Here is a 25,969-nt window from a genome sequence, read left to right as displayed (position 1 = left end):
GACTTACAGGACCGGCATCAGTCGGTCGATCTCGAACTGCGTGACCTGCGAGCGGTAGTCCTGCCACTCCGCGCGCTTGTTGCGCAGGAAGAAGTCGAAGACGTGCTCGCCCAGCGTCTCGGCGACGAGCTCGCTGTTCTCCATCGTGCGGATCGCCTCGTCGAGGTTGCGCGGCAGCGGGGCGATGCCCATCGCACGGCGCTCGTTCTCGCTGAGCGACCAGACGTCGTCCTCGGCCTCGGGCGGCAGCTCGTAGCTGTTCTCGATGCCCTTGAGGCCCGCGGCGAGGATCAGCGCGTACGCGAGGTAGGGGTTGCACGCCGAGTCGGGGGCGCGCAGCTCGACCCGGGCCGAGCCGGACTTGTGCGGCTTGTACATCGGCACCCGCACGAGGGCGGACCTGTTGTTGTGGCCCCAGCACACGTAGTTCGGCGCCTCTCCGCCCCACGCGAGGCGCTTGTAGGAGTTCACCCACTGGTTCGTGACGGCCGTGATCTCGGGCGTGTGCTCGAGGACGCCGGCGATGAACGCGCGGCCCGTCTTGCTCAGCTGGTACTCGGCGCCGGCCTCGTAGAAGACGTTCTCGTCGCCCTCGAACAGCGACACGTGCGTGTGCATGCCCGAGCCGGGGTGGTCGGTGAAGGGCTTGGGCATGAACGAGGCCCACTTGCCCTGGCTCAGCGCGACCTCGCGCACGATCGTGCGGAACGTCATGATGTTGTCGGCCATCGACAGCGCGTCGGCGTAGCGCAGGTCGATCTCCTGCTGGCCCGGGCCGCCCTCGTGGTGGCTGAACTCCACCGAGATGCCCATCGCCTCGAGCATCGTGATGACCTCGCGCCGGAAGTCCTGGCTGGCGCCCTGGGCGGTGTGGTCGAAGTACCCGCTGTCGTCCACCGCGACCGGACGCGTGCCCGGCTCGGGCTTGGACTTGAAGACGAAGAACTCGATCTCGGGGTGCGTGTAGAACGTGAAGCCCGCGTCGGCGGCCTTCGCCAGCGCACGCTTGAGCACGTAGCGCGGATCGGCGTACGACGGGCTGCCGTCGGGCATGGCGATGTCGCAGAACATGCGCGCCGTGGCGGGCGTCTCGCCACGCCACGGGAGGATCTGGAACGTGGACGGGTCCGGCTTGGCCAGCATGTCGGCCTCGTGGACGCGGGCGAAGCCCTCGATGGCGGAGCCGTCGAAGCCGATGCCCTCCTCGAACGCGCCCTCGAGCTCGGTCGGGGCGATGGCCACCGACTTCAACGAGCCGAGCACGTCGGTGAACCACAGCCGGACGAAGCGGACGTCCCGCTCCTCGATCGCGCGTAGGACGAAGTCCTCCTGCTTACCCATGCGGTCAGTGTAGGGCCGCGCTCGGGCGAGCCGCGCGCGGCCGTTTGCCGCCACCCGGCTGCGCCCCGCGGCACGCCCTAGGGTGGGAACCGTGCCGCAACTTCGCCTCGCCCTCGCCCAGATCAACGCCGTCGTCGGAGACGTCGAGGGCAACCTCGAGCTCGTCCTGCAGCAGGCGCGCGACGCGCATGCCGCCGGGGCGCACGTGCTCGTCACGCCCGAGATGGTGCTGACCGGCTACCCGATCGAGGACCTCGCCTACCGGCGGTCGTTCATCGAGCGCTCGCAGTCGGCCGTCACGTCGCTGGCCGAGCGCCTCGCGCAGGAGGACCTGGGCGACCTCGTCGTCATCGTGGGCCACCTCGACCGCGCCACCGACGTGTCCGACCGCCTCGGGGTGCCAAAGAACGCGCCCGTCAACGCGGCCTCGGTGATCACCGGCGGCAAGGTCGTCACCCGCTACGACAAGCACCACCTGCCCAACTATGGGGTGTTCGACGAGTTCCGCCACTTCGTCGCCGGCGACCGCACCCAGATCATCCAGGTCCACGGCGTCGACGTCGCCATCGCGATCTGCGAGGACATCTGGCAGGAGGGCCCCTCGAAGGCCGCGAAGTCCGCCGAGGCCGGCCTGCTCGTCGTGCTCAACGGCTCGCCCTACGAGGCGGCCAAGGACGACGAGCGACTCGAGCTGTGCGCGCGGCGCGCGGTCGAGGGCGAGTGCGCGGTGGCCTACGCCAACCTCGTCGGCGGCCAGGACGAGCTGGTCTTCGACGGCGACTCGCTCGTGGTCGATGCGCAGGGCGAGGTCGTGGCCCGCGCGAGGCAGTTCGAGCCCGAGCTGCTGATCGCCGACCTCGACCTGCAGGCCGCCACGGCGCAGATGCCCGAGCCCGGAACACGGTTCGAGGGTCTGCTGGTCGAGCGCACGGTCATCAGCAGCGACCCGCTGCCCGCGTACGAGCCCGTCACCGGCAGCATCGCGGAGCGGTGGGACGACCTCGGCGAGCGCTGGCAGGCGATCGTGCTGGGCCTGCGCGACTACGTCGAGAAGAACGGCTTCCCGTCGGTGCTGCTCGGCATGTCCGGCGGCATCGACTCCACCGTGGTCGCCGCGCTCGCGGTGGACGCTCTCGGCGCCGACCGCGTGTTCGGCGTCTCGAACCCGAGCGCGTGGTCCACCGAGCACTCGCGCTCCGACGCCGCCGACCAGGCCGAGCGCACCGGCCTGGACGTGCGCACCATCGCCATCGCGCCGATCTTCGACTCCTACCAGGAGGCGCTGCACCTCGAGGGCATCGCCGAGGAGAACCTCCAGGCCCGCATTCGCGCCGTGATCTGGATGGGCCTGTCGAACGCCGAGAACCACCTCGTCCTCGCGTGCGGCAACAAGTCCGAGCTCGCCACCGGCTATTCCACGATCTACGGCGATGCCGTCGGCGGCTACGCGCCGATCAAGGACGTGCCGAAGACGATCGTGTGGGAGCTCGCGAAGTGGCGCAACGCCTGGGCCGAGTCGCAGGGCCAGACGCCGCCCATCCCGCCGAACACGATCTCGAAGGAGCCGTCGGCCGAGCTGCGCCCCGGCCAGCGCGACTCCGACAGCCTCCCGCCCTACCCCGTGCTCGACGGCATCCTCGACGCCTACGTCGAGCGCGACCTCGGCTCGGCCGACGTGGTCGGCGAGGGCTTCGACCCCGCCGTGGTGGAGAAGGTCATCACCCTGGTCGACCGCGCGGAGTACAAGCGTCGCCAGTACCCGCCGGGCCCCAAGGTCAGCAAGCGCAACTTCGGTCGCGACCGCCGGGTGCCGATCACGAACCGCTGGCGCGAGAGCCTGTAGCCGCGCTCAGTCGTCGCGCACCGACAGGAGCACGCGGATCTCGCCGCCGTCCTCGTCGGTCAGCAGCGGGAACGTGAGGGTCTCGTCCACCGGCTCCGCGGGCTCCTCCCACGAAGCGTCCCCGGCGCGCTCTTCCAGCCGCACGACCACGCGGGTCCCCTCGATGTCGCGGGGGCGGCGGTGGTCGTCGTCGGCCGACTTGGGCCACCACGACTCGTAGTACACCGGCCGGCCGTCCACCACGAGCCGGTGTGACAGGGCGGGCCCGACACTCCCCCACGCCGTGAAGCCGACGCCCTCGACCTCGACCGGCAGGTCGGCGTACGGGGTCTCGCGCAGGGCGGGGACCACCTCGTCGAGCACCAGCCGCGCCTGCTCGACGTTGACCTCGTTGCCCGCCTCGACGAACGTGCGGACCGAGGCCGACCCGGCAAGGGTGCCCAGGGCCGGCAGCAGGACGGCGCCCGCGGCGGCCAGGACGGTGAATCGACGGATCCGGTCGGCGTCGGCGCCACGGCGCTCGAGCCGCAGCCGGACGCGGTGGAACGCCCACAGCGTGAGGGCCGCGGTGAAGAAGACCGGCCCGGCCATCGTGAAGTCGAGGTACACGATGCGCAGGTCGCCACCGGTCCGGGTGCCTGCCCAGAAGGTGGCCGCCACGGCGAACAGACCGACCACCACGGCGCTCGTGGCGATGTCGACGTCGCGGTCGATGCGGCGCCGGCGACGGTGGTCGCGGGAACGCCAGGCCACCGCCCCCACGCCGGCGACCAGCAGGGCGACGGCCGGGTACGTCACCTGCTCGGCGTCGCGCCACTGGCGCAGCCAGGGGAACACCATGTGGGTCACGTGGATCCACGAGTCGGCGACGGAGGTGTCCTGCGTCTTCTCCGCGGTGGTGAGGGCGGCGATCTCCCCGATGTTGTTCGGCGAGTACGTGAGGGCCTCGACGATCGGGCCGAGCCAGCAGACGAAGGCGACGAGGAGGGTGCGCCCGACCTCGCCGGGCCTGCTGCGGAACCCCCGCCACCAGCGCCGGATCGTCAGGAGCAGCATCCACACGCCCAGCAGGCCGACGATCGGCGTGACGCCGAGGTGGGCCTGTCCCGTCCAGCTGACGCACACGATGAACAACGGCCACAGGCCCCGGTGCCCCAGCAGCATCCGCCACGTCACGGCCAGGCTCGCGAGCAGCCCGAAGACGGTGGGCCACGGGTTCCACGGCAGGACGAGAACCGATCCGAACAGCCCGTAGAGCGTGATCGTCGCGCCGGCCATCGCGAGCAGTCCGGGGCGGCCCGCCGCGCGGTAGCCCGACCAGAGCGACACCCCGACGAACGCCGCCGTCACGAGGGCGCAGCCCAGCAGCAGGCCCCACACGTGCCAGCCGGACAGCAGGTAGGGCAGCCCGATCACGTAGAACTCGAGCGGCCCGGGGTGGTAGGCGTAGACGCCCTCGACGGTCTGGTCGCTGGTCGAGCGCATGCCCACGAGGGGCCAGTGACCGGACCAGGCGTCATGGGCGCGGATGGCGATCATCGCGTCGTCGCCCTGCGGCAGCCAGCCCTCGCCGTGCCGGGCGACGTACCAGACGACGATCGGGACGAGCAGCACGGCGAAGACCGTCCAGAACCACCGGTGCTCGCTCAGGCCGAGGCGTCGGCCGATCCGCGTGGGGATCGAGGCGGGCGAGGTCGACACGGGTTCCTTGCGGCAAACGGGTTCGAGGTCGCGAGCAGTCTACGGGCCCCGAGCGGCTCCGCGCCGGGGACTACCCTGTGCTGCATGACTGAAGAGCCCGCACCGTACGGTTCCCGTCCCACCGCCTCCCCCGACGTGCGCAAGGTCCGCACGCACCACCTGGCGAAGTGGAAGTCCGAGGGTCACCGGTGGGCGATGCTCACCAGCTACGACCAGTACACCGCCCAGCTCTTCGACGAGGCCGGCGTGCCGGTGCTGCTCGTCGGCGACTCGGCCGCGAACAACGTCTACGGCTACGAGTCCTCGCTGCCCGTCACGGTCGACGAGCTGCTCGTGCTGGTCAAGGCGGTCACGCGCTCGATCCAGCGCTCGCTCGTCGTCGCCGACCTGCCGTTCGGGTCGTACCAGCGCTCGCCCGAGCAGGCCTACGACACGAGCGTCCGCTTCATGAAGGAGGGGCTGGCGCACGCCGTCAAGCTCGAGGGCGGCGCCGAGATGGCGCCGCAGATCCGCAAGCTCACCGAGGGCGGCATCCCCGTGATGGCGCACATCGGCTTCACGCCGCAGTCCGAGCACAACCTCGGCGGCTACCGCGTGCAGGGCCGCGGCGACGCGAGCCAGAAGCTCATCGACGACGCGCTCGCGGTCCAGGAGGCCGGCGCCTTCGCCGTCGTGATGGAGATGGTCCCCGCGCCCGTCGCCACCGAGGTGACCTCGAAGCTGCAGATCCCCACGGTCGGCATCGGTGCCGGCGCGGGCTGCGACGCGCAGGTCCTCGTCTGGCAGGACATGCTGGGCCTGCGCTCGGGCCGGGCGCCGCGCTTCGTCAAGAAGTACGCCGACCTGCGCAGCGTGATCAGCGGGGCCGTCGACCAGTTCCAGAGCGAGGTCGCCGACGGATCCTTCCCCGCGGCCGAGCACTCCTTCGAGAGCTGAGCCGCGGGGAGGTCTCGGTCAGTCCTTCGGGATCCAGTTCATGGTGTCCGGGTCGGGCCCGATGCGTCGCCCGGCGTCGAGGGCGGAGATGGCGCCCATGTCGGCGGGCGAGAGCTCGAAGTCGAAGACGTCGAAGTTCTGCTTCAGCCGGTCCACCGACGAGGCCTTCGGGAAGACGATGTCGCCGCGCTGCAGGTGCCAGCGCAGCACCACCTGCGACACGCTGCGTCCGGTGCTGGCCGCGATGGCCTGCAGGGCGGAGTCGTCGAACACCTGGCCCTGCGCGAGGGGCGACCAGGCCTCGGTCGCCACGCCGTGCTCGGCGTTCACCGCGCGCAGGTCGTCCTGGGTGAAGTAGGGGTGGATCTCGACCTGGTTGACGGCCGGGACGACCGTGCCCTCCTGCACGACGCGGCGCAGGTGCGAGGGCTGGAAGTTGGAGACGCCGATCGCGCGCGCCTTGCCGGCGGAGTAGACCTCCTCCATCGCGCGCCATGTGTCGACGAAGTCGATGTCGGTGGTCGGCAGCGGCCAGTGGATGAGGAAGAGGTCGACCCGGTCGAGCTGGAGCTTCTCCAGCGACTCGTCGAGGGAGCCGGCGACGACGGCCGGGTCGTGCCGGTTGTTGTTGAGCTTCGTGGTGACGAAGACCTCGTCGCGGGCCAGGCCGGACGCGGCGATCGCCGCACCGACGCCGGCCTCGTTGCCGTACATCTGGGCCGTGTCGATGTGGCGGTAGCCGAGGTCGAGCGCCTCGGTCACCCGGTCCTGGGCCGTCTCCGGCGGGACCTGCCAGGTGCCGTAGCCGAACTGCGGGATCTGGACACCGTTGTTGAGCGTGAGCGTGGGAACCGTCATGTCCTCGACGCTACGGGCTGCGCCCACACGCCGCACACCCGACGGAGCGGGACGTGCCGGCCCTCGAGCCGGCACGCCCCGCACCACTTCACTTCCGCCTGACCTTGACCGCCTTCGCGGTCCGGGTCACGGAGGCGTAGCCCGCCTTGCTTCCGGTGACCTTGACGGTCACCTTCTTGCCGCGGTGCTTCCTCTGCAGGACGAACGACGACTTCGTCGCGCCCCGGACCGCCTTGCCGCCGACGTACCAGCGGTAGCGGACCGTCGTGCCCGCGGTCCACGTGCCGCGCTTCACCACGAGGCGCTTCCCGGCCTTCGGCGTGCCGGAGATCCTCGGCGTGCCGGCGCGCAGGGCACCGGCTCGCACGGTGACCGCGGACGACTGCTTCGTGGACGCCGCGTACGGCGCCCTGGTGCCGGCGACCCGCACCGCGAGCGCGCGGCCCCGGTCGGCCGGGGTCGGCGTGTAGGTACGGCCGGTCGCCCTCGCGATCGGCTTCCCGGCGCGCAGCCACTGGTAGGTGAACCGGGCACCGCTGGCCCACGACGCCGTGGTGGCGCTCACGGTCGTGCCCACACGCGCCGTGCCGGTGACCTTGACGGTGCCGGCCTGCAGCGCCTTCGGGGTCAGCCTCACGACCTGGTTCTCGGCGGCCTTGTCGACCGCGAAGACCGAGCCCTTGCCGTCCGTCGCGATGTGGTTGCTGCGCTGGAGATCCAGGTTGGCCACCACGCGGTAGGAGTCGTCCACGACCGAGACGGTCAGGCCACCGAAGTTGGCGAGGTACGTCAGACCGTTCACGGCGTCGTGCTGGACGTTGAGCGCACCGGCACCCGTCGGCACGTCCGCGAGCTGCTTGCCCGTGCGCGCATCCACGACCAGCAGGTTGTCGGCGCCCTGGCTCGCCACGAACAGGCGGCCCGTCCCCGGGTCGTAGTCGACACCCGACGCGCTGGCCGACTCACCGAGACCGAGGTTGATCGTCCGGACGTCGTGCGCCGGGTTCGCCACGTCGATCGCGTACGCCTTCGGCGCCGAGATGTCGACGGTGTAGAGGCTGCCCTTCTTCTCGTCCAGCGCGAGGCTCATCGGGACGCCGGGGATCTCGATCCGGTCGACGACCTCGAGGGTCTCGGTGTCCAGCACCACGACGTGGTTGGTCGTCCGCGAGCGCAGTGCCTCGCTGACGTAGACGCGACCGCGGGTCTCGTCCACGACGACGTCACGCGCATGCGCCGCGGTGCCTCGCGGGAACTGCTTCACGAGCGAGAGGTCGTCCTGGTCGTAGACGGCGACGGTGTCCTGGCGGGTGTTGGTGACCCACACGGTGCCGTTGCTGTCGTCGACGCCGACGCCGTAGGCCGCCCACAGTGCACCGGGCGTCTCCTCGGCCGGCACGGTCGAGTCCTCGACGGCGAGCGTCCACGGATCGAGCTTGTAGATCGTGGACGTGGCGAGAACGCTGGCCGACGTCGCGAAGAGCGCATCGCTCGCGGCGCTGTAGTCGCTCTGGTAGAGGCCCTGCTGGATGGCGCCGGGCGCGGTCTCGACCCGGTCGAAGGCCTCGGTGCCGAACACGGTGGTGCTGGGCGAGATCTTGACCGAGAGCTCGTACGTCGCGGACGGACCGGCCTGCGTGATCACGAGCGGCTGCGTGCCGAGCGTGGCGGAGGCGGGGATCGAGTAGGCGACCGTGGCGGACCCGGCCTCGTCGGCCGTCACCGGCAGCGTGAAGTCGACGTCGCCGAGATCGATCGCCGGCACGGTGGCGCCCGGAGGCAGGTTCGAGAGCGTCAGGGTGCCCTCGGAGCCGGCCGAGAGGGTGCTGAAGGACGTCACCGGCGGGACGTTGACGTCCTTGGCGATGTCGGCGGCACCGGGCGCGCTGCGCTCGATCACGAGCTCGTGCGCACCGGCACGCAGGGTGCCCGGCGCGAAGACCAGTCGCGCGCCGGCGACCGAGCCGTCGGCGGCTGCCGCGACGGTGGGTGTGGTGGCTCCCGCGGCGCCCCACGGCGTGGCGGCGCCGTCGACGCTCGCGCCCAGGGCCTCCCCCGGCTCGAAGCCGGTGCCGGCGACGGTGATCGTCGTCGTGCCCGCGGGGACGCCGCGGCCACCGGTGCTGACGGTCGTCGTGACCTCCGCGCCCTGGGGCAGCTCGTCCAGGACCGTGAGCGCCTGCGTGTGCTTGGACACGACCGGGTTCGAGCCCAGGAAGCGCAGCCAGTGCTCGCCGAGGGCGACGTCGTCGGGCAGGTCGACCGTTCCGTCGAACGTGCCGTCGGAGTCGACCTGGACCGTGGCGAGGACATCGCCGACATCGTCGAGCTTGACCGAGACGGTCTGCCACGTCGGTGCGCCACCGGAGGTGCCGGCGGTGAAGCCGCTCCCCTCGAACGCGACCTCCGCGCCGGGCTTGGTGGTCAGCGGGGACGTGATCGTGACGGCCCCGTCGCCGGTGTCGGGACGGGGTTCTGCGGCGTGCGCGGGGGCCGACAGACCGGCGACCGCGCAGGCGGTCACGAGTCCGGCGACGATCGTGCGCAGGCCGCCGCGGCGTGATGCTCGCGACATGGCTGTGATGCTCACTGGTGCTCCTTCGGGGCTGGCAATCAGGTTAGGCTTGCCTTCATCTGACGCAGGACGCTACCGCACACGGACCCCCACCCGTCGCCGGGTCCGTCACTTGGTCAGATTAAGGTGAGCCTGACCTACATCGAGGAGCTTCGTGATGACCCAGCGCCTGCTCGCGCTCCTGGCCGCCTCCGTGCTCGCGCTCGCCGCGTGCTCGGCCGGGGACGACACCGCCACCGCCGGCCCCGTCCGCACCGTGACCGACATCGACGGCGAGCCCGTCGAGGTGCCCGAGAAGCCCGAGCGGGTCGTCGCCCTCAGCGAACCGACCCTCGACGCCCTCGTCACCCTCGGCGTCACCCCGGTGGGCGCCGTCACCGGGCGCGGCCAGGGCACGGTCCCGGCGTACCTGGCCGACGAGCTCGCCGACGTGCCCGTCCTCGGCGGCATCGCCCAGCCGAACTACGAGGCGATCGGCAAGGCCGACCCCGACCTGATCCTCGTCGACGGGACGAGCATCAACAACAACGCCGACGCCCTCGAGGCGCTGCGGCGGATCGCCCCCACGGTGTACACCGGCTACGCGGGCGGCGACTGGCGCACGAACTTCGAGATCACCGCGGACGCCCTGGGCCAGGCCGACGAGGGCGCCGACGTGATCGCCGCGTACGACACCCGCGTCGCCGACCTGAAGTCCAGGCTCGCGCAGGACCATGCCGACGCCACGTTCTCGATCGTTCGCTGGCAGGGCGGCGCCCCCTCGCTGATCCTCAAGGAGCTGCCAGCCGGCCGAGCCCTGAGCGACCTGGGCCTGCGCCGACCGCCCGCGCAGGACCGGGAGGGCCGGGGGCACTCCGAGCCGGTGTCGCTGGAGAACCTCGACCAGATCGACGCCGACTACCTGTTCTTCGGCACCCTCGGCGGAGCGAGCGTGGACAACCCCGAGGCCGGGGGCAGCGCCGACGCGGCCGGCTCCCGTGCCGCGCTGGCCGAGGCCGCGGCGACGCCCGGCTTCGACCGCCTCGAGGCCCAGCGCGAGGACCACGTGATCGCGGTCGACGGATCGGCCTGGACGTCCACCGGAGGACCTCGGCTGATGAACCGGATCGTCGACGACGTCGAGAGCGAGCTGCTGCCGTGATCGTCCGCCTCCTCCTGTCGGCGCTGCTGGCCCTGCCCTGGCTCGTCGTCGCCGCTCCGTCGCACGCCGCGATCCCGTCGGTCGAGGGCCCCGGCACCATCCGCCCCGGCGACACCATCACCCTGTCCGGCACGGGCTGGACCACGACCGACGGCACCGCCGGCTCGGTGCTCGCGTTCAAGCTCGACGAGGGCGCCATCAGCACCAGCCGCGAGGTCCGCCATCCCGTGACCGACGCCGTCATCGGCAACAAGACGGTGTGGGCCGCGGTGCGCGCCGACGCTGACGGCGACTGGGAGGTCGACCTGCCGTTCCCCACGACCGAGAACGGCACCGGCACGTGGGAGGCGGGTCGCCACAGCGTGCGCGTCCTCTCCGGCTCGATGCTGGCCGGCGACGCGAACCGCTCGGAGCTCGTGCATGTGGACGTCGAGGAGGAGCCCGCCGAGCCCGAGCCGACGCCCACGTCCCCCACGACGCCCCCCCCACCGAGCCGGTGCGCCCTCCTGGTCCCACGAGACCCTCACCGCCGGCTCGGCCACGGCATGGGTCGAGAACCGGATCGACGCGGGCGACGGGCGCAGCATCCGCCTCGCCGGCTCGGGGTGGTCGACGCGCGACGGCCGCGGCTCGACCGTGGCCGTCAAGCTCAACCGCAGCGCGACCGCGCAGTACACCCGCTCGGGTGACGCCATCGTCGACCACCCGTCCGCGGCGGGCGACGACCCGATCTGGGCGCTCGTCACGGCGCAGGCCGACGGAACGTTCTCGACCACCCTCGACGCCCCCCCCCGGCCCGTCGCCGGCCAGTACCTCTCGGCCACCGTGCTCAGCGGGCGGTTCGACGCCGCCGACGTGCAGCGGACGGCCACCTCCGGCCTGCTCGTGGTCGGCGGTGTGCCGCACGAGGGCGGAGGCGGCCCCGGCGAGTCAGTGACGTGCGTCCCCACCTCGCCGGTGACCACCGCGCGCGCCACGGTCGAGACCGACGGTCTCGGCGGCACGCTCCACCTCACCGGCTCGGGCTGGTGCCACCCCGCCGCGGGACGCGGCGGCTCGGCCGTCGGCATCAAGATCGACGAGGGCGCCTACAGCCGCACGGACACGTCGGTCCACCAGAACCGCACGATCTGGGCCGTCGCCGAGGCCGATCCGGCCACGGGCGAGCTCGATGCGCGGTTCCGGCTGCCCGACGGCACGACGTCCGGCGACCTCGGCTCGACCCCCGCCTTCGGGCAGGGCGCCCACTCGCTGCGGCTGCTCAGCGGATCGCTGAAGTCCGGCGACACCGTGCGCACGCTGCAGACCGACGCCTTCGTGATCGGCGCCTACCGCCCGACCGCCCTGCCCGACCCCGTGGAGTACACGGAGGACCTCACCTCGTCCACGCGCCGCGGCCTCACCGCGGTGCGCTCGGGCGGACGCCTCGAGGTCGCGGTGCCGGGCGCGTCGGCCGGCTCGTTCGTCGCCCTCAGCACCTACCGCGACGACGGCTCGCCCGAGTACCCGTGGGGCGGCACGTGGTTCCGCACCGACGCCCGGGGGCGCCTCAGCGTGCCCGCCGCGGTCCTGCCGGACGCCCGGGTCAAGCTCGTCGCCCAGTCCGGTGACCGGGACGCCTTCGGCGACCTGCTCGGCTGGACGTGGTGGGGCACCACGGCCTCCCTCGCGCCGCGGACGCCCGAGCCGGAGGAGCCGGCCGACGTCGCCCGCGTGTGGACGAAGCCCACGACGAAGGCGGCCAGCCGCACGACTACGCCGCCCGCGACCGCGGTCACCGGACCGCCGGTTCTCGCGCCGGCTCCCCCGGCCGAGCGCGCCGCCGACCTCACCACGCTCGTGCGAGGTGGCGTCGAGGCCGAGATCGAGGACGGCATCGCCACGGTGACCGTGGCCACCGGCAACCCGGGCGACTGGGTGCACCCTTTCGTGTACCTCGACGGCTCGGCCCCCGTCGGCGCCGGCTGGCTCCAGCTCGACGCCGAGCGACGGATCCGCCTCGACCTGTCGGCCTTCGGAGACGGGGACCTCACGATCGCCCTCGTCCGGGCCGACGGCAGCCTGGCCGGCTGGGACCGGCTCGTGGTCGGAGCCGTGGCGTCGACGCCTCCCTCCACCGACGACTCCCCCGTCCTGCCACCCGTGAGCGCGGGCGTCGTCCCCGCGGGGGACGCACTGCTCTCCGCGGCCGACTGGTGGCTGCTGGGTGCCGGCGTGGCACTCGCCCTCGGCATCGCCGGCGGCACCCTCTCGACCAGGAAGAAGATCGCATGAAGCACCTCGCCCGCCTGCTCGCGACGGCCGTGATCGCGCTCGTCGCCCTCGGTCACGCCGGAACCGCCACGGCTCTGCCTCCGGGCGGTGCCGATCCGGACACCCCGAGCACCTCCGCCAGCGCGAGCCCGGCCCTCGTCGCGCCCGGCGACCGGCTGTCCTTCACCGTCACCGGCTTCCCGGCCGGCGAGACGGTGTTCGTGAAGATCGACGACGGCACGCAGTGCGACGCGGCCGCCGTCCACGGGGCCTGCGTCTACCACCAGCAGAAGATCTCGTCGTCGGGCACCGTCTCGGGCTCCTTCACGGTCCCGGCCGACCTCGATCCCGGGGCGCACTGGCTGCGGTTCCTGGCCAGCGAGCCGATCCTGCGCGACGGGCAGCAGGTGGGCGTCCGGGGCTACACCGCCCGGGGGCGCTCCGACTTCACCGTCGTCGCCGCCTCCGCCGGTGGCGGCGCCAAGGGATCGAGTGGGTCCGGAGCGACGAAGGGCTCGACGGCGGGCACCGTGGCCGGCGAAACGGGAGCGGCGGCCGGGCCCGCCGGGAGCGCGGCAGCGACGCCCGGCCAGGTCGTGAAGGTCGCACCTGCGACCACCGCGAAGCCCTCCGCCGCGCCCACCACGGCGTCCCCCACGCAGGCCCCTGTCGCCGCGGCGCCGACCCAGCAGACGGCGACGACGAGCGACTCGGGGTTCCCGTGGATCGGGGCACTCGGTCTCGTCGGACTCGTCGCCCTGTCGTTCGTGGGCACGCGCCTCACGCTGGCCCGCCGCGGGTGAGCCGGTGACCCTGACGCGACCCCGTGCCCTCGCGCTGGCGTCCTCGGCCGTCGTCGTCGCGATGGTGCTGAGCGTCGCCGTGGGCTCGCACCCCCTGTCCCCCGCGCGCGTGTGGGAGGTCTGGTGGACCCCCGACACGACGCAGGCCTCGGTCGCCGTCCACGAGCTGCGCTGGCCGCGCACGGTCGTCGGGCTCGTCGCCGGCGCGGCCCTCGGTCTGGCGGGTGCGCTCATGCAGACCCTGACGCGCAACCCCCTCGCCGACCCGGGCGTGCTCGGGGTGAACGCGGGGGCCGCCCTCGCCGTGGTGGTGGCCAGCGCCCTCACCGGGGTGACGTCGGTCGGCTCCTCGCTGTGGGCCGCGCTCGTCGGGGCCTTCCTCGCCGTCGGCGTGGTGCACGTCCTCGGCGACACCGGCAGCACGGGAGGCAGCCCGGCGCGCATCGCGCTGGCGGGCGCCGCGGTGCCCGCCGCGCCGTCCGCGATCGTCCAGACGGTGATCCTGGCCGACCAGGAGGTCTTCAACGAGTTCCGCTTCTGGGCGGCGGGCTCGCTCGACGGGCGCGCTCTGGGCACGGCCGGCACGATCCTGCCGTTCGTCGCGGCGGGGGTCGCCCTGGCCGCCGCGCTGGCTCCGCGGCTGAACGCGCTGGCGCTCGGCGACGACACGGGGCGGTCGCTGGGCCTCGACGTCCGCCGCACCCGGCTGCTCACCGTCGTCGCCGTCGCCCTGCTGTGCGCCGCCGCCACCGCGGCCGTCGGACCGATCGCCTTCGTCGGCCTCGGCGTCCCTCACGTCGCGCGAGCCCTCTGCGGCTCCGACCAACGCTGGGTCCTGCCGTGCTCGGTGCTCCTGGGCGCGGCGTTCCTCCTGGTGGCCGACGTGCTGGGCCGCGTCCTCGGCGGCACGTCCGAGGTCCAGGCCGGCATCGTCACCGCGATCCTCGGCGGACCCGTCTTCATCGCGGTCGTGCGTCGCCGCCGGATCGAGGCCCTGTGAGCCGCACACTGACGCGCACACCCGTGGCTCGGGAGCCCGCGCCGAGTCCCACTCCGCGGCTAGTGCTGCGCAACCGGCTCGTCGCGTGGCGGCTCGAGAGGCGGGTCGCGATGTTCGCCCTCGTCGCGACGCTCGTCGCGGCTGGCCTCGCCGTAATGGCCCTGACGATCGGCGACTACGGACTCAGTCCTTCCCAGGTGCTGCGTGCCCTGGCCGGGGACGGGAGCGACCCGCTGGCCGAGTTCTTCGTGCGCGAGCAGCGCGCGCCGCGCGTGGTGTGCGCCCTGCTCGTGGGCGCCGCGCTGGGCGTGTCCGGCGCGATCATCCAGCAGGTCTCCGACAACCCCTTGGGCAGCCCCGACATCGTCGGCTTCACCATCGGTGCGGCGACCGGTGCCCTGATCCAGATCACGGTGCTGGGCGGCGGGCCCGACGCGACCGCGCCGGCGGCCCTCGTCGGAGGTCTCGTCACCGCCGCGGTCGTCGGGGCGCTGGCGTGGCAGGGCGGGAGGCACGGCGGCATCCCCGGCGTGCGGCTCGTCCTGGTCGGGATCGGTGTCGCTGCCGTCCTGCAGGCCGTCAACACGCTGCTCGTGGTCCGGGCCGACCTGTCGGCCGCACAGGACGCCGCCCACTGGCTCGCGGGCTCGTTCAACGCCATGACGTGGCAGGACGTCGCGCGCCTGGGCCTGGTCCTCGCGGTCGTCGCGCCCTTCACCGCCGCGCTCGCCCGGACCCTGCCCGTCCTCGCGCTGGGCGACGACGCGGCCCGGGGCATCGGCGTGCCGGTCGAGAGCTCGCGGCTGGCGCTGGTCGTGTGCGGCGTCGTCCTCGTCGCGGCGGCCACGGCGGTCGCCGGGCCGATCGCCTTCATCGCGCTGGCCGCGCCGCAGCTGGCCCGCAGGATCACGCGCACGGCAGGCTCGGGCCTGGCCTCGGCCGCGCTGATGGGCGCGGCGCTGACGCTGGCCAGCGACATCGTCGCCCAACGACTCTTCGCCCCGACTCAGCTGCCGGTCGGCGTCGTTTCCGGCTCCCTCGGGGGCCTCTACCTGATCTGGCTGCTCACGAGGGAGAAGCGATGACCGTCCCCGCCCGACTCCAGGCCCGCGGCCTGTCCGCCGGCTACGACGGCCGGCCCGTCCTGGCCGACCTCGACGTGGCGATCCCCGACGGGTGCTTCACCGTGCTCGTCGGCCCCAACGCCTCGGGCAAGTCCACCCTGCTGCGCGCCCTCGCCCGGATGCTGGTGCCGACCACGGGCGAGGTCCTGCTCGACGGCCGCCCGATCGGCGAGTACGGCAGCAAGGAGGTCGCCCGCATCCTGGGACTCCTCCCCCAGACCCCCGTCGCACCCAGCGGCCTGGAGGTCGTCGATCTCGTCGGCCGCGGTCGCTTCCCGCACCAGACGTGGCTACGCCAGTGGACCCGCGAGGACGAGCGTGCCGTCGACGAGGCGCTCGCCCGGGCAGGCGTCAGCGACCTGCGCGACCGGTCGATCGACGAGCTCTCCGGCGGTCAGCGCCAGCGGGTCTGGATCGCCATGGCGCTGGCCCAGCAGACCTCGATGCTGCTGCTCGACGAGCCCACCACGTACCTGGACCTGTCGCACCAGCTCGAGGTCCTCGACCTGTGCCGGTCGCTGCAGCAGGACGGGTCGACCGTGGTGGCGGTGCTGCACGACCTCAACCTGGCGTTCCGGTACGCCGACCACCTGGTCGTGCTGTCGGGCGGTCGGATCGTGGCCCAGGGCGCGCCCACCGAAGTCGTCACGGCCGAGCTGGTCGAGGACGTGTTCGACGTGCCCTGCCGGCTGCTGCCCGATCCGGAGACCGGGACGCCGATGATCATCCCGCGGTCGTCAGGTCATGATCGACGTGGTCCGCGGCAGCCTGTGCGGCTCGGACCGGATCCTGCTCCCTGATGGCGTCGAGGATCCGACCGTGATCGGCCAGGCGCTCGGCCGCGGAGATCTGCGGCACCATCTCGCCCCGTGCCATCGCCGTGCGCACGCCGCGCATCAGCCCGGCGTGGAGGTCGGCCATCAGCGAGTTCCCGGCCGCCTCGAGGATGATGGCGTGGAACTCTCCCGGGGTCGCGCCGCGGACGACGCCCTGCGACTGGTCGTCGTTGAGGTCGCGCTCGTGCGCCGCGGCGAGCCGCTCGACCTGCTCGTCGGTGCGCAGCAGGGCGGCCAGCCGCGTGGACTCGACCTCCAGCAGCCGTCGCACCTGCAGGATCTCGGGATTCTCGTGCCTGCCGATGAAGTCCGACAGCACCGCGCTGACGGGGCTGAGCGAGCGGACGAACGTGCCGCGGCTGCGGGCCGGCTCGAGCATCCCGAGGGCGGTCAGGGAGCTCACCGCCTCGCGCAGGGTGCTGCGCCCGACGCCCAGTTCGGCCATGAGCTCGGACTCGGTGGGGATCCGGCTGTTGAGCGGCCAGCGACCCGAGGTGATGTTCTCGGTCAGGATGCGCAGGGTCTCGCGCGATCGCTCCGAACCGCGCGCCGTGGACGCTCGCGGTGTTCGGGGGACGTGCGTGGTCATGGTCCGTCGAGTCTAGGGCCGGGCGGCGCCGATCCGGGGCCGTCATGAGGCAACCGCCCAAGGTTCCTCGTCCGTCGCCCGTCCCGCGGGTGCCCGTGCCCGAGCGTCTGCGCGACCCCGACGTCCTGCGCGCGGCGCGCGGGCCCATCGTCGACGTCGAGCCCGACACGTGCGTGGCGACGTTCGTCCACGACGCGCCCCGGGCCTCCGCGGTGCTGCTGTTCGCCAACCGCCTGACGGACGAGTCCGACCCCGACGCCACCACGATGGAGCAGGTCGGCCCGGGCGGGCCGTGGGCGCTGAGCGTGCGCATGGCACCGACGTGGCGGGCGTCGTACTCCTTCATCGTCCACGAGGGGCCGGACGAGCCCCCGTGGCGACGGGCCGGCGGTCACGTCGGGCTCCGGGCATTGCTCGATCGCGGGGTACCCGACCCGCACGTGCGCGATCGCGCGCTGAACCGCGCGGGCACCGCCATGTCGGTGGTGTCCCTGCCGGACGCGCCGTCGCAGCCGTGGCGCGGTGGCTCGTTCACTGCTCGTCCGCCGGTCCATCGCATCGACGGGCGGGACGTGTGGGTCCACCGGGTCGGCTCGGGCCGCGACCTGCCGGTGCTCGTGGTCCTCGACGGCGAGGCCTGGCTCGATCACCACGGCCTGCACCGCTCCCTGGACGCGGCCCACCGCGACGGTGCCCTCCCCGCGCACGTGGCGGTGTTCGTCGCCTCCGGCAGCGTGGCCGACCGGTGGGCCGACATCGGCACTCCCGACGGCGTGACGGCCTTCGTGGCCACCTCGGTGCTGCCGTGGCTGCACGCGCGGGAGGACGTCACGCGCTCGCCGGAGCAGACGGTGGTCGCGGGGCAGAGCCTCGGCGGGCTCTCGGCCCTGTGGGCCGCCGCGCTGCACCCCGATCGCGTGGGCGTCGCCATCGCCCAGTCCGCCTCGCTCTGGAAGGCCGACCCGGCGCGCGCGCTGGCCCGGTGCGGCGGGCGCGTCCTGCTCGAGGTCGGGCTGCAGGAGTGGACCCTGCTCCCCCTCCACCGGCGGCTCGCCGACGACCTCGCCGGCGCGGAGACGACGGTCGAGCTGACCGAGTTCGACGGCGGCCACGACTACGCCTGCTGGCGCGGCGGCCTCGTCGACCTGGTCGCTCGTGCACTTTCCTGAGGCCCCCATGGCCCGATGGGACCAATGTGACTGAATCGCCGGACGGGGCCGAGGTGACTGCCTACCGTCGGGAGCATGCCCCGCCGTCTCTCCTCGATCCTGCTCGCCCTGACGCTGGCGCTGGGCACCCTCGCGCTCACCTCGGCTCCGGCGGAGGCCGGACCCCGCAAGGTGGCCGCAGCGAAGCTGCTGAAGAAGCTGCGGGTGGCGCAGGAGAAGAACCGGAGCACCTACGACCGCGACGCGTTCGACCACTGGACGATGCGCAAGGGCGAGTGCAACGTGCGCGAGACGGTGCTGATCGCCGAGTCCCGCAAGAAGGTCTCCAAGGACCGGTGGTGCCGCGTGAAGCGCGGTCGCTGGGTCAACGAGTACACGGGCCGCACCATCACGAAGCCGCGCGGACTCCAGATCGACCACCGCGTGGCGCTCGCCGAGGCGTGGCGCTCGGGCGCCTCCACGTGGAGCACGAACCGGCGCCGCGGCTTCGCCAACGACACCTCCTACCGGCACTCGCTGCTGGCCGTCTCGAGCCACTCCAACCAGTCCAAGTCCGATCACGATCCCGCGAGCTGGCTGCCGCGCCACCGCACCTGCACGTACGTCGCCCGCTGGGTGGCCGTGAAGTACCGCTGGAACCTGACGGTGGACCGGGCGGAGCACCGGGTGCTGAGTCGTCGGCTCGCGCGCTGCGGGGACGCCCGCACGATGGTCGACCTGCCCGCGAAGGGCAAGGCCGAGAGCGGCAAGAAGAAGAAGAAGAAGAAGAAGCGGACGAAGCCCGGTGGCGGGGTCCCGCCCGTCTCGGCCTACGACTGCCCGAGCAGCCACCCCATCAAGGGCAACGCGAACTCGATGATCTACCACCTCCCGAGCGGTCGCTACTACGACGTGACCAAGCCCGAGGAGTGCTTCGCGACGGAGTCCGCGGCCCAGGCCGCCGGGTACCGCGCCTCGCAGGCCTGACGCTCAGCGCTCCTCGAGCACGAGGTCGACGTACCGCTCGGCACCCGGCACGACGGTGGCTCCCGCCGGCTGCAGCAGCTCGATCCGGTCGACCACCGCGCCCTCCGGCGGCGGATCGGCCGTTCCCGGATGACTGTGCACGGTGAGCCGGCGCACCGGACCCTCCGCCTGCCGCGGATCGCGGAAGTCGTCCTCGCGCTCGCCGTCGACCCGCGCATCGAAGTACACGTCGTGGCCATCGGCCAGCAGCGCCGCGTAGACGCCCGGGCCGATGTCGAGCCAGGCCAGCCCGCCCTTGGTCTCGACCACGATGGAGCCGTCGACCGTCCCCGCCATCGCCTGCGCCGCCCGGATCACCGGCGCGGCACGACGGCTGTCCCCCTGAGCGGTGTCGGCCATGTTCTGCGGCAGGAACGCCAGGGCCAGGAGTGCGCAGGCCACAGCGGCCCCGCCGAGCGCACGTCGGTGCCGTGACCGGAGCGCCCAGCCGACCACCGGCCACGCGAGGAGAGTGAGCGGGACGGCGGCGCCGTAGACGACGTAGAAGCCGCGGCCCTCCCCCGCCCTCGTCGCCGAGGCCAGCAGCACGAGCGTGCCGATCCACAGCCACGTCACCAGGCTCGAGGGATCGCCCGAGGTCAGGCCCGTGCGCCGCCGCCGGGTCCACCACAGCAGCCCTCCGATGACTGCGGCGAGCAGGACGGCGGGCAGCAGTCCGCCGCCGGACCCGGCGATGCGCGCCAGCAGGTCGAGGTTGTCCGGCTCGTTCCGCACCACCTCCACGAGCGGAGCGGCCCAGCAGGCCAGCCCCAGCACGAGGGCGAGCACGAGGGTTCCCCGCGTGACCTCGAGGCGTCCCCTCCTCCACAGCGCGATCGAGACGCCGAGCGTGACCAGTCCCAGCACGAGGGCGAGCGGAGCGATCGCGAGCTGGGTCTGCGCCGCCAGCGAGATCACGACGACGAAGACCGGCCACCAGCGGCCGTGACCGGTCAGGACGGCCCAGGCGGCCGAGACCGAGGCGCCCAGCGCGAACATGGCAACCCACGGATTCCACGGGGTGACGAGGGCGGCGCCGACACCCACGATCATGGCGAGGTGGACCACCGCGACGGTGAGCCAGCCGCGGCGCCCGGCGGCCCGTGAGGCCGCGGCGAGGGCGAGGCCCAGGAGCCCGGTCAGCAGCAGGAACGACCCCACGACCAGCGCCCAGGGAGCGAAGCCGCTCAGCGCGCAGAGCGGGGCCAGCAGCTGGAACTGCATCGGGCCGGGGTGGTGGGCGTGCGCGCCCTCGACGATCTGTCCGCCGGTCGAGGGCATGCCCAGCAGGGGCGTGTGCGGCCCGAACACGTCGTGGATCCGCACGGCGGCCACGGCCGTGTCACCGTGCGGGAGCCAACCGTCGGAGAGGAGCCCGACCGTCCACCACAGCAGCGGCAGCGCCAGGAGGACCCAGGCGACCGGCCAGCCGGCGCGGCCGAGCCGATCGGGAAGCGTCACTCAGGTGAGCCGGCCGGTGGAGCGTCGTCGTTCCACTTCGGGTCCTCGTCCCACGCCTTCGACTTCTCGTGCGCGGTCTCCAGCGCACGCGAGGCCTCCGCCTCCGACTCGTAGGGGCCGAGGCGGTCGGACGCCTTGCACCCATCGTCGCCCTCGACGGTCTTGTGCTTCAAGCAGTAGAAGTACGCCATGGGCTCATCGTGCCCGATCCGCGGCGGCGGCGCCCGCGGGCTCGCGCAGGGGCGGGGTGCGAATGAGCCGGCCTGTAAGCCGGATTCTGTCCTGTCGAAACAGGGGCGGCCATCCATCTGGGATGCCCATTGCTGGACACCTCGGTGCGACCTACCTGCCACGTCGGACGAGCAGCCCTGTGGCACGGCCCCGGAGGGCCTACTTGGTCTTGCTCCCGGTGGGGTTTACCTAGCCGCGACGGTCACCCGCCGCGCTGGTGAGCTCTTACCTCACCGTTTCACCCTTACCCGCACCACCCGGAGGTGGCCGCTGGCGGTCTGTTCTCTGTGGCACTGTCCCGCACGTCACCGTGGGTGGCTGTTGGCCACCACCGTGCTCTTCGGAGTCCGGACTTTCCTCGACGCCCGGAGGCGCCGCGGCCGCCCGGCCGACTCATTCGCGCATCCATCCTATGCCCCCGGGACGGGGGTCACCGCCGCCCCGGTAGGCTGGGGGCATCGAAAGGGAGTAGTCCCCAATCGCTGCGTCGACACACTGAGACCTCGGTCTCCGGTGCAGCGGGCCAGAGTGATCTGGCGGACGAGACTTTCGACCGGATTCGTGTACACGAGCCCGGTCGAGGCTCGTCGTATCCCAAGGCTCCTCGTCCGGGTGGACGAGGAGCCTTTGTCATGGAAGCAGTGTTCATCGCGGCAGCGCTGGTGTTCGTCGCCGAGCTCGGCGACAAGAGTCAGCTGATGGCGATGACGTTCGCCACGCGCTACCGCGCCCGCACGGTGATCCTCGGGATGGGGATCGCCTGCGCGCTCATCAACCTCGCCTCGGCGCTGGTGGGCGAGGCGCTCGGGAACGTCATCCCGGAGCACGTCCTGCAGGTGGTGGCCGGCGTCGTCTTCCTGGTCTTCGCTGCGATCACCGCCTGGTCCCTGCGCGGGGAGGAGCACGAGGAGGAGATCCGCGTCGTCCCTCACAGCGGGCGTGCCCTCGTCACCGTGGGACTGGCGTTCGCGCTGGCCGAGCTGGGCGACAAGACGATGTTCGCCACGATGACCCTGGCCACGCAGTACTCGTGGTTCTGGGTCTGGATCGGCAGCACGATCGGCATGGTCGTCTCGATCACCCTCGCGGTGCTGCTCGGCAAGCAGATCCTCAAGGTGCTGCCGGTGCGGGCCGTTCACGCCGTGGCCGCGCTGCTGTTCGCCGCCCTCGGCATCTGGCTGCTGCTCGGCTGACATAGGGTCGCGACGTGCTGATCGTGCTGCCTCCCTCGGAGGGAAAGACCCGTCCCGCGACCGGTCCCGCGCTGGACCTGGGCAGCCTCTCCTCCCCCAGACTGAACCGCACCCGTGAGCAGCTGCTGAGCGCGCTCGTCCGGCTCAGCTCGACGAAGCGCGCCGCGGAGATCCTCGGCCTCGGACCGACGCAGGCCGACGACATCGCGCGCAACACGCGGCTGCACGAGGAGCCCACCGCGCCCGCGATCGAGGTCTACACCGGCGTCCTCTACTCCGAGCTCGGCTGGGTGGACCTCCACGACCGGGCGCAGGAGCGCGGCCGCGCCAGCGTGGCGATCGCCTCGGCGCTGTTCGGTCTGGTGCGTCCGCACGACCGGATCCCGGCCTACCGGCTGAGCGGATCGGTGACGCTGCCACGACTCGGCACCGTCGCCAGTCGCTGGAAGCCCGTGGTGCCCCGGGCGCTGACCGATCTCGCCGAGGGTGAGCTGGTGCTCGACCTGAGGTCCGGCACCTACGTCGCGCTGGGCCAAGCGCCCACCGGCTCGGTGACGATGCGCGTGCTGACCGAGACGGGCGGGAAGCGCTCGATCGTCAGCCACAGCAACAAGGCCACGAAGGGCCGGATCGTCCGCCAGGTGCTGGCCGAGGACGTCGAGGCCAAGGACGCCGACACGCTCGCCGACGCCCTGCGCGACCTTGGCTGGACGGTCGAGGCCTCGGGCCCCACGCGGCTCGACGTCATCCTGCGCTGATCTGACGGCGTGATCTCGATACGCCGGCTCGTACCTCGCCGAGCTACTCGATCACCGGGCCGGTGATCGAGTGACGGCGAGCGCAGCGAGACGTCCTATCGAGATCAGGGCGTGACGGAGAAGTTCCGCAGGCTCGGGGTGCCGTCGGGCCACCACGTGATCGTGGTGATCGAGGCCGGCGCGAGCTCCATCCGGTGGATGACCCCCATGTCCGAGCCGAGCGCGAGCCGCACCATCAGCTTGATGGGCGTGACGTGGCTGGCCACGACGACCGTCCGCCCCGCGTGACGCTGGAGCAGCCGGTCGCGCGCCGCCTCGACGCGCGTGGCGACGGCGTCGAAGGACTCGCCTCCCGGGGGCGCGACGGCCGTGGACGCGAGCCACGAGTCCAGCTCCTGCGGCCAGCGCTTCATGATGTCGCCGAACGAGAAGCCGTCCCACTCGCCGAAGCCGGCCTCGGCGAAGCCCTCCTCGATCTCGACCGGCAGGCCGAGCCGCTCGGCCACCTGGGCGGCCGTCTGCCGAGTGCGCTGCAGGGGGGACGCCACGATCGCGTCGGCTCCCCCACGCTCGGCGATCCACGCCGCGGCGCGGCGCGCCTGCTCGACGCCCTCGTCGACGAGCGGCAGGTCCTCGCCGCCCGTGCCGCTGAACAGCTTGCGCTGCGTGTGGGCGGTGACGCCGTGGCGCAGCAGGATGACGGTGGTCGGGTCGCCCTGCATCGAACCACGCCATCCGACCTGCGGCTTCCTGGCCTTCGCGTCGAGCGGGGCGGCGTCGCGCGGCTCGGTGAACAGCGCGGGCGGCTCCGGCGGCTCGTCGGCGAGCTGCACCGGCTCGGAGGAGTCGAAGGACGACACGAGGCCCGACCGGCCGGCCTTCTCGGCGTCGAGCGCGGCGTTGGCCAGCGCGTCGGCGCGAGCGTTCTTTGCGCGAGGCACCCACGTCCAGGTGACCGGACCGAGTTCGCGCACGATCGCCTGCGCGCGCATCGCGAGCGGCTTCATGTCGGGGTGCTTGATCTTCCAGCGGCCGGCCATCTGCTCGATGACGAGCTTGGAGTCCATGCGGACCTCGAGCGGCTCACCACCGGCGTGCTCGAGCGCGAGCTCCAGCGCACCGATAAGACCGCGGTACTCGGCCACGTTGTTCGTCGCGATCCCGATCGTCTCGCCGCGGTCGGCGACGAGGGCGCCGTCCTTCAGCAGTGCCGACCCGTAGGCGGCAGGTCCGGGGTTCCCGCGCGATCCTCCGTCGGCCTCGGCCACCCAGCCCATCAGGCGCCGGGCTCGGTGCGCACCAGGATGCGGCTGCACTCGGGGCAGCGCAGGACGGTGTCGGCCGGCTCGGCGAGCAGCTCGCGCACGTCGGCGCCGTTGAGCTCGAGGTGACAGCCCTGGCAGCGACGAGCCCGCAGGGCCGCCGCCCCCAGACCGCCATGGCTCCCGGCGAGCTTCGCGTAGAGGGTGAAAAGGTCGTCGGGCACCTGCGGACGGACCTTCTCGCGACCGGCCGAGGCCTCGGCGGCCTCGGCGTCGATCGCCGCGACCTTCTCGTCGCGCGCGGCGACGAGGGTGTCGCGGGTGGCGTTCTCGGCCTCGAGCTCGGCGAGCGCCCGGGACAGCTCCGCCTGGGCGGTCTCCAGCTGCTCCATGACCTCGAGCTCCTCGTCCTCGAGCGTGGAGATCCGGCGCGCGAGGGCCTCGAGCTCGCTCTGCATGCTCGACAGGTCCTTCGGGTTCGAGATGGCGCCCGAGGCCATCCGCTCCTCGTCACGGGTGCGGCGGGCCTTGACCTGCTCCACCTCGGTGTCGGCCTTGGCCTGCGCGCGCTCGAGGTCGGCGACCCGCGTCTGCGCCTCGATCCGACGGGCGTCGATCTCGCGGATCCGAGCGTCGACGGCCGCGATCTCGGCGTGCTCGGGCAGGGTGTTGCGGCGGTGCGTCAGCTGCGCCAGCGCCGAGTCCTTCTCCTGCAGGTCCAGCAACGCCTGCTGGGCGACCGGTTCAGCCTTCACGTGCGACTCCTCATGACAACGTCCGGCTCCAGGGATCGGTGCCGATCGTGGAGACGTGGGTCTTCACCGTATCGCCCAACTCCTCGCGCACCGCCGCCGCCACGGTGGGCAGCCAGGTCCACTCGGCGGCCCAGTGGGGCACGTCGATCACGGCGCACGCACCGGCGCGCTCGAGGTGCTCGCTGACGGGATGGTGGCGCAGGTCGGAGGTGACGTAGGCGTCGGCCCCGGCGGCGTCGGCCGTGCCGAGCAGGAAGTCGCCCGAGCCCCCGCAGACGGCCACGGTCTCGATCGTGCGCTCAAGGTCGCCGGCGACCCGGGTGGCGCCCGCGTGCGCCGGCAGGCAGCCACGCACGTGCTCGGCGAACGCGCCGAGCGTCATCGGCTCGCGCAGGCGCCCGATGCGCCCGGAGCCGCGCTCGCTGGGCCGTGCCGCCAGGGGCCACAGGTCGTAGGCCACCTCCTCGTACGGGTGCGTGGCGAGCATCGCCGAGCGCACCTCCTCGCGGATCGACTGGTCGGCGACGAGCTCCACGCGGACCTCGTCGACCCACTCGACCTCGCCGATGGACCCGATCGCCGGATCGGCACCCTCGAGCGGCCGGAACGAGCCGCGACCCGGGCTCTGGAACTGCGCCCGGTCGTAGTCGCCCATGCTCCCGGCGCCGGCCTCGTGCATCGCCGCGACGACGCGGTCGGCGTCGTCGCGCGGGACGAACACGACCCACTTGTCCATCGGCGGATCGAGGTCGACCTCGAGCGGTCGCAGGTCGGTCAGGCCCAGCGTCGACGCCATGCACTCGCTGACGCCACGCGGCGCGCAGTCGGCGTTGGTGTGACACGTGTGCAGCCCGATCCCGTGCGAGATGAGCGTGTGGACGACCCGGCCCTTCGGCGTGGTCGCGGCCACCGAGGTGGTCCCCTTGAGGAAGAGCGGGTGATGGGTGACCACAAGCTGGGCCCCCAGCCCGACCGCCTCGTCGACGACCGCCTGCACCGGGTCGACCGCGAACAGGATCGAGGAGACCTCCGCACTCGGGTCGCCGACGACGGTGCCGACGGCATCCCAGTCATCGGCCCAGCGGGGGTCGTAGAGACCGTCGAGAACGGCGATCACGTCACGCAGCGAAGGCAT

At 72.6% G+C, this 25,969-nt stretch carries 23 protein-coding genes and 1 other RNA gene; 13 read left to right on the top strand and 11 right to left on the bottom strand.

The annotated features are described in order from the left end of the window. Positions 1-3 precede the first annotated feature (3 nt). Entirely contained in the window at positions 4-1,341 is a 1,338-nt protein-coding gene (locus H1W00_RS15275) for a glutamine synthetase family protein (protein ID WP_181756662.1), read from the bottom strand. 91 nt (positions 1,342-1,432) lie between these two features. On the opposite strand from H1W00_RS15275, the gene H1W00_RS15270 reads away from it, so the two are divergent. Further along, positions 1,433-3,184, top strand: coding sequence for an NAD+ synthase (locus tag H1W00_RS15270; protein WP_181756661.1), 1,752 nt, complete (start codon positions 1,433-1,435; stop codon positions 3,182-3,184). Between the two features lie 6 nt (positions 3,185-3,190). On the opposite strand, the gene H1W00_RS15265 is transcribed toward H1W00_RS15270, so the two are convergent. After that, positions 3,191-4,885 carry a hypothetical protein gene (locus H1W00_RS15265; protein ID WP_181756660.1) on the bottom strand — a complete coding sequence of 565 codons (1,695 nt, stop codon included), beginning with the start codon at positions 4,883-4,885 and terminating at the stop codon, positions 3,191-3,193. Between the two features lie 84 nt (positions 4,886-4,969). On the opposite strand from H1W00_RS15265, the gene panB reads away from it, so the two are divergent. Continuing rightward, positions 4,970-5,821, top strand: a complete 852-nt coding sequence (gene panB / locus H1W00_RS15260; RefSeq protein WP_181756659.1) for a 3-methyl-2-oxobutanoate hydroxymethyltransferase — start codon at positions 4,970-4,972, stop codon at positions 5,819-5,821. Positions 5,822-5,839: 18 nt separating this feature from the next. Here the strand turns inward: panB and H1W00_RS15255 are convergent, their stop codons facing one another. Beyond that, positions 5,840-6,679, bottom strand: coding sequence for an aldo/keto reductase (locus H1W00_RS15255; protein WP_181756658.1), 840 nt, complete (start codon positions 6,677-6,679; stop codon positions 5,840-5,842). Positions 6,680-6,767: 88 nt separating this feature from the next. After that, entirely contained in the window at positions 6,768-9,254 is a 2,487-nt protein-coding gene (locus tag H1W00_RS15250) for an NHL repeat-containing protein (RefSeq protein ID WP_181756657.1), read from the bottom strand. A gap of 157 nt (positions 9,255-9,411) precedes the next feature. Here H1W00_RS15250 and H1W00_RS15245 point away from each other — a divergent pair, with 157 nt between their 5' ends. The 7 genes from H1W00_RS15245 to H1W00_RS15215 all read left to right on the top strand — a co-directional run bounded on the left by H1W00_RS15245 (position 9,412) and on the right by H1W00_RS15215 (position 16,375). Beyond that, positions 9,412-10,395 carry an ABC transporter substrate-binding protein gene (locus tag H1W00_RS15245; protein ID WP_181756656.1) on the top strand — a complete coding sequence of 328 codons (984 nt, stop codon included), beginning with the start codon at positions 9,412-9,414 and terminating at the stop codon, positions 10,393-10,395. Next, positions 10,392-11,084 carry a hypothetical protein gene (locus H1W00_RS15240; RefSeq protein ID WP_181756655.1) on the top strand — a complete coding sequence of 231 codons (693 nt, stop codon included), beginning with the start codon at positions 10,392-10,394 and terminating at the stop codon, positions 11,082-11,084. Before H1W00_RS15245 ends, H1W00_RS15240 begins: the two co-directional genes overlap by 4 nt. Beyond that, positions 11,032-12,669, top strand: coding sequence for a hypothetical protein (locus tag H1W00_RS15235; protein ID WP_181756654.1), 1,638 nt, complete (start codon positions 11,032-11,034; stop codon positions 12,667-12,669). Before H1W00_RS15240 ends, H1W00_RS15235 begins: the two co-directional genes overlap by 53 nt. Further along, positions 12,666-13,451: a hypothetical protein gene (locus H1W00_RS15230; RefSeq protein ID WP_181756653.1), complete on the top strand. Its 786-nt coding sequence runs from the start codon at positions 12,666-12,668 to the stop codon at positions 13,449-13,451. Before H1W00_RS15235 ends, H1W00_RS15230 begins: the two co-directional genes overlap by 4 nt. 4 nt (positions 13,452-13,455) lie before the next feature. Beyond that, the gene (locus H1W00_RS15225) at positions 13,456-14,451 is read left to right on the top strand and encodes an iron chelate uptake ABC transporter family permease subunit (protein ID WP_206680093.1); all 996 of its coding nucleotides are present in this window, start codon (positions 13,456-13,458) and stop codon (positions 14,449-14,451) included. A gap of 110 nt (positions 14,452-14,561) precedes the next feature. Beyond that, positions 14,562-15,536 (top strand): FecCD family ABC transporter permease, encoded by a 975-nt coding sequence (locus tag H1W00_RS15220; RefSeq protein ID WP_181756652.1) that lies wholly within the window; start codon positions 14,562-14,564, stop codon positions 15,534-15,536. Further along, complete coding sequence (locus H1W00_RS15215; protein WP_181756651.1) at positions 15,533-16,375, top strand: ABC transporter ATP-binding protein; 843 nt, start codon at positions 15,533-15,535, stop codon at positions 16,373-16,375. The genes H1W00_RS15220 and H1W00_RS15215 overlap by 4 nt, the downstream gene beginning before the upstream one ends. Here the strand turns inward: H1W00_RS15215 and H1W00_RS15210 are convergent. Continuing rightward, entirely contained in the window at positions 16,299-17,000 is a 702-nt protein-coding gene (locus H1W00_RS15210; protein ID WP_181756650.1) for a FadR/GntR family transcriptional regulator, read from the bottom strand. The genes H1W00_RS15215 and H1W00_RS15210 overlap by 77 nt on opposite strands. A gap of 44 nt (positions 17,001-17,044) precedes the next feature. Here H1W00_RS15210 and H1W00_RS15205 point away from each other — a divergent pair, with 44 nt between their 5' ends. Further along, positions 17,045-18,169 (top strand): alpha/beta hydrolase-fold protein, encoded by a 1,125-nt coding sequence (locus H1W00_RS15205; RefSeq protein ID WP_181756649.1) that lies wholly within the window; start codon positions 17,045-17,047, stop codon positions 18,167-18,169. Between the two features lie 75 nt (positions 18,170-18,244). Then, complete coding sequence (locus tag H1W00_RS15200) at positions 18,245-19,135, top strand: sunset domain-containing protein (protein ID WP_181756648.1); 891 nt, start codon at positions 18,245-18,247, stop codon at positions 19,133-19,135. A gap of 3 nt (positions 19,136-19,138) precedes the next feature. Here the strand turns inward: H1W00_RS15200 and H1W00_RS15195 are convergent, their stop codons facing one another. The 3 genes from H1W00_RS15195 to rnpB all read right to left on the bottom strand — a co-directional run bounded on the left by H1W00_RS15195 (position 19,139) and on the right by rnpB (position 21,262). Next, the gene (locus H1W00_RS15195) at positions 19,139-20,635 is read right to left on the bottom strand and encodes a hypothetical protein (protein WP_181756647.1); all 1,497 of its coding nucleotides are present in this window, start codon (positions 20,633-20,635) and stop codon (positions 19,139-19,141) included. Then, positions 20,632-20,826: a hypothetical protein gene (locus H1W00_RS15190; protein WP_181756646.1), complete on the bottom strand. Its 195-nt coding sequence runs from the start codon at positions 20,824-20,826 to the stop codon at positions 20,632-20,634. The genes H1W00_RS15195 and H1W00_RS15190 overlap by 4 nt, the downstream gene beginning before the upstream one ends. A 59-nt stretch (positions 20,827-20,885) precedes the next feature. Continuing rightward, positions 20,886-21,262, bottom strand: an RNA gene (gene rnpB, locus H1W00_RS15185) — RNase P RNA component class A. Positions 21,263-21,498: 236 nt separating this feature from the next. On the opposite strand from rnpB, the gene H1W00_RS15180 reads away from it, so the two are divergent. After that, on the top strand, positions 21,499-22,059 hold the full coding sequence (locus H1W00_RS15180) for a TMEM165/GDT1 family protein (RefSeq protein ID WP_181756645.1): 561 nt from the start codon (positions 21,499-21,501) through the stop codon (positions 22,057-22,059). A 14-nt stretch (positions 22,060-22,073) separates the two neighbouring features. Then, positions 22,074-22,817 carry a peroxide stress protein YaaA gene (locus H1W00_RS15175; protein ID WP_181756644.1) on the top strand — a complete coding sequence of 248 codons (744 nt, stop codon included), beginning with the start codon at positions 22,074-22,076 and terminating at the stop codon, positions 22,815-22,817. Between the two features lie 104 nt (positions 22,818-22,921). On the opposite strand, the gene H1W00_RS15170 is transcribed toward H1W00_RS15175, so the two are convergent. The 3 genes from H1W00_RS15170 to H1W00_RS15160 are packed head-to-tail and all read right to left on the bottom strand — an operon-like array spanning position 22,922 to position 25,969. Continuing rightward, positions 22,922-24,133, bottom strand: coding sequence for a bifunctional RNase H/acid phosphatase (locus H1W00_RS15170; protein ID WP_286929047.1), 1,212 nt, complete (start codon positions 24,131-24,133; stop codon positions 22,922-22,924). After that, a complete protein-coding gene (locus tag H1W00_RS15165) occupies positions 24,094-24,834 on the bottom strand; it encodes a zinc ribbon domain-containing protein (RefSeq protein ID WP_181756643.1) in 741 nt (246 codons plus the stop codon). Before H1W00_RS15165 ends, H1W00_RS15170 begins: the two co-directional genes overlap by 40 nt. A 10-nt stretch (positions 24,835-24,844) precedes the next feature. Beyond that, positions 24,845-25,969: a Nif3-like dinuclear metal center hexameric protein gene (locus H1W00_RS15160; RefSeq protein WP_181756642.1), complete on the bottom strand. Its 1,125-nt coding sequence runs from the start codon at positions 25,967-25,969 to the stop codon at positions 24,845-24,847.

Source organism: Aeromicrobium phoceense, assembly GCF_013868155.1.
Classification (GTDB): domain Bacteria; phylum Actinomycetota; class Actinomycetes; order Propionibacteriales; family Nocardioidaceae; genus Aeromicrobium; species Aeromicrobium phoceense.
This window is presented reverse-complemented; position numbering and strand designations above follow the sequence as displayed.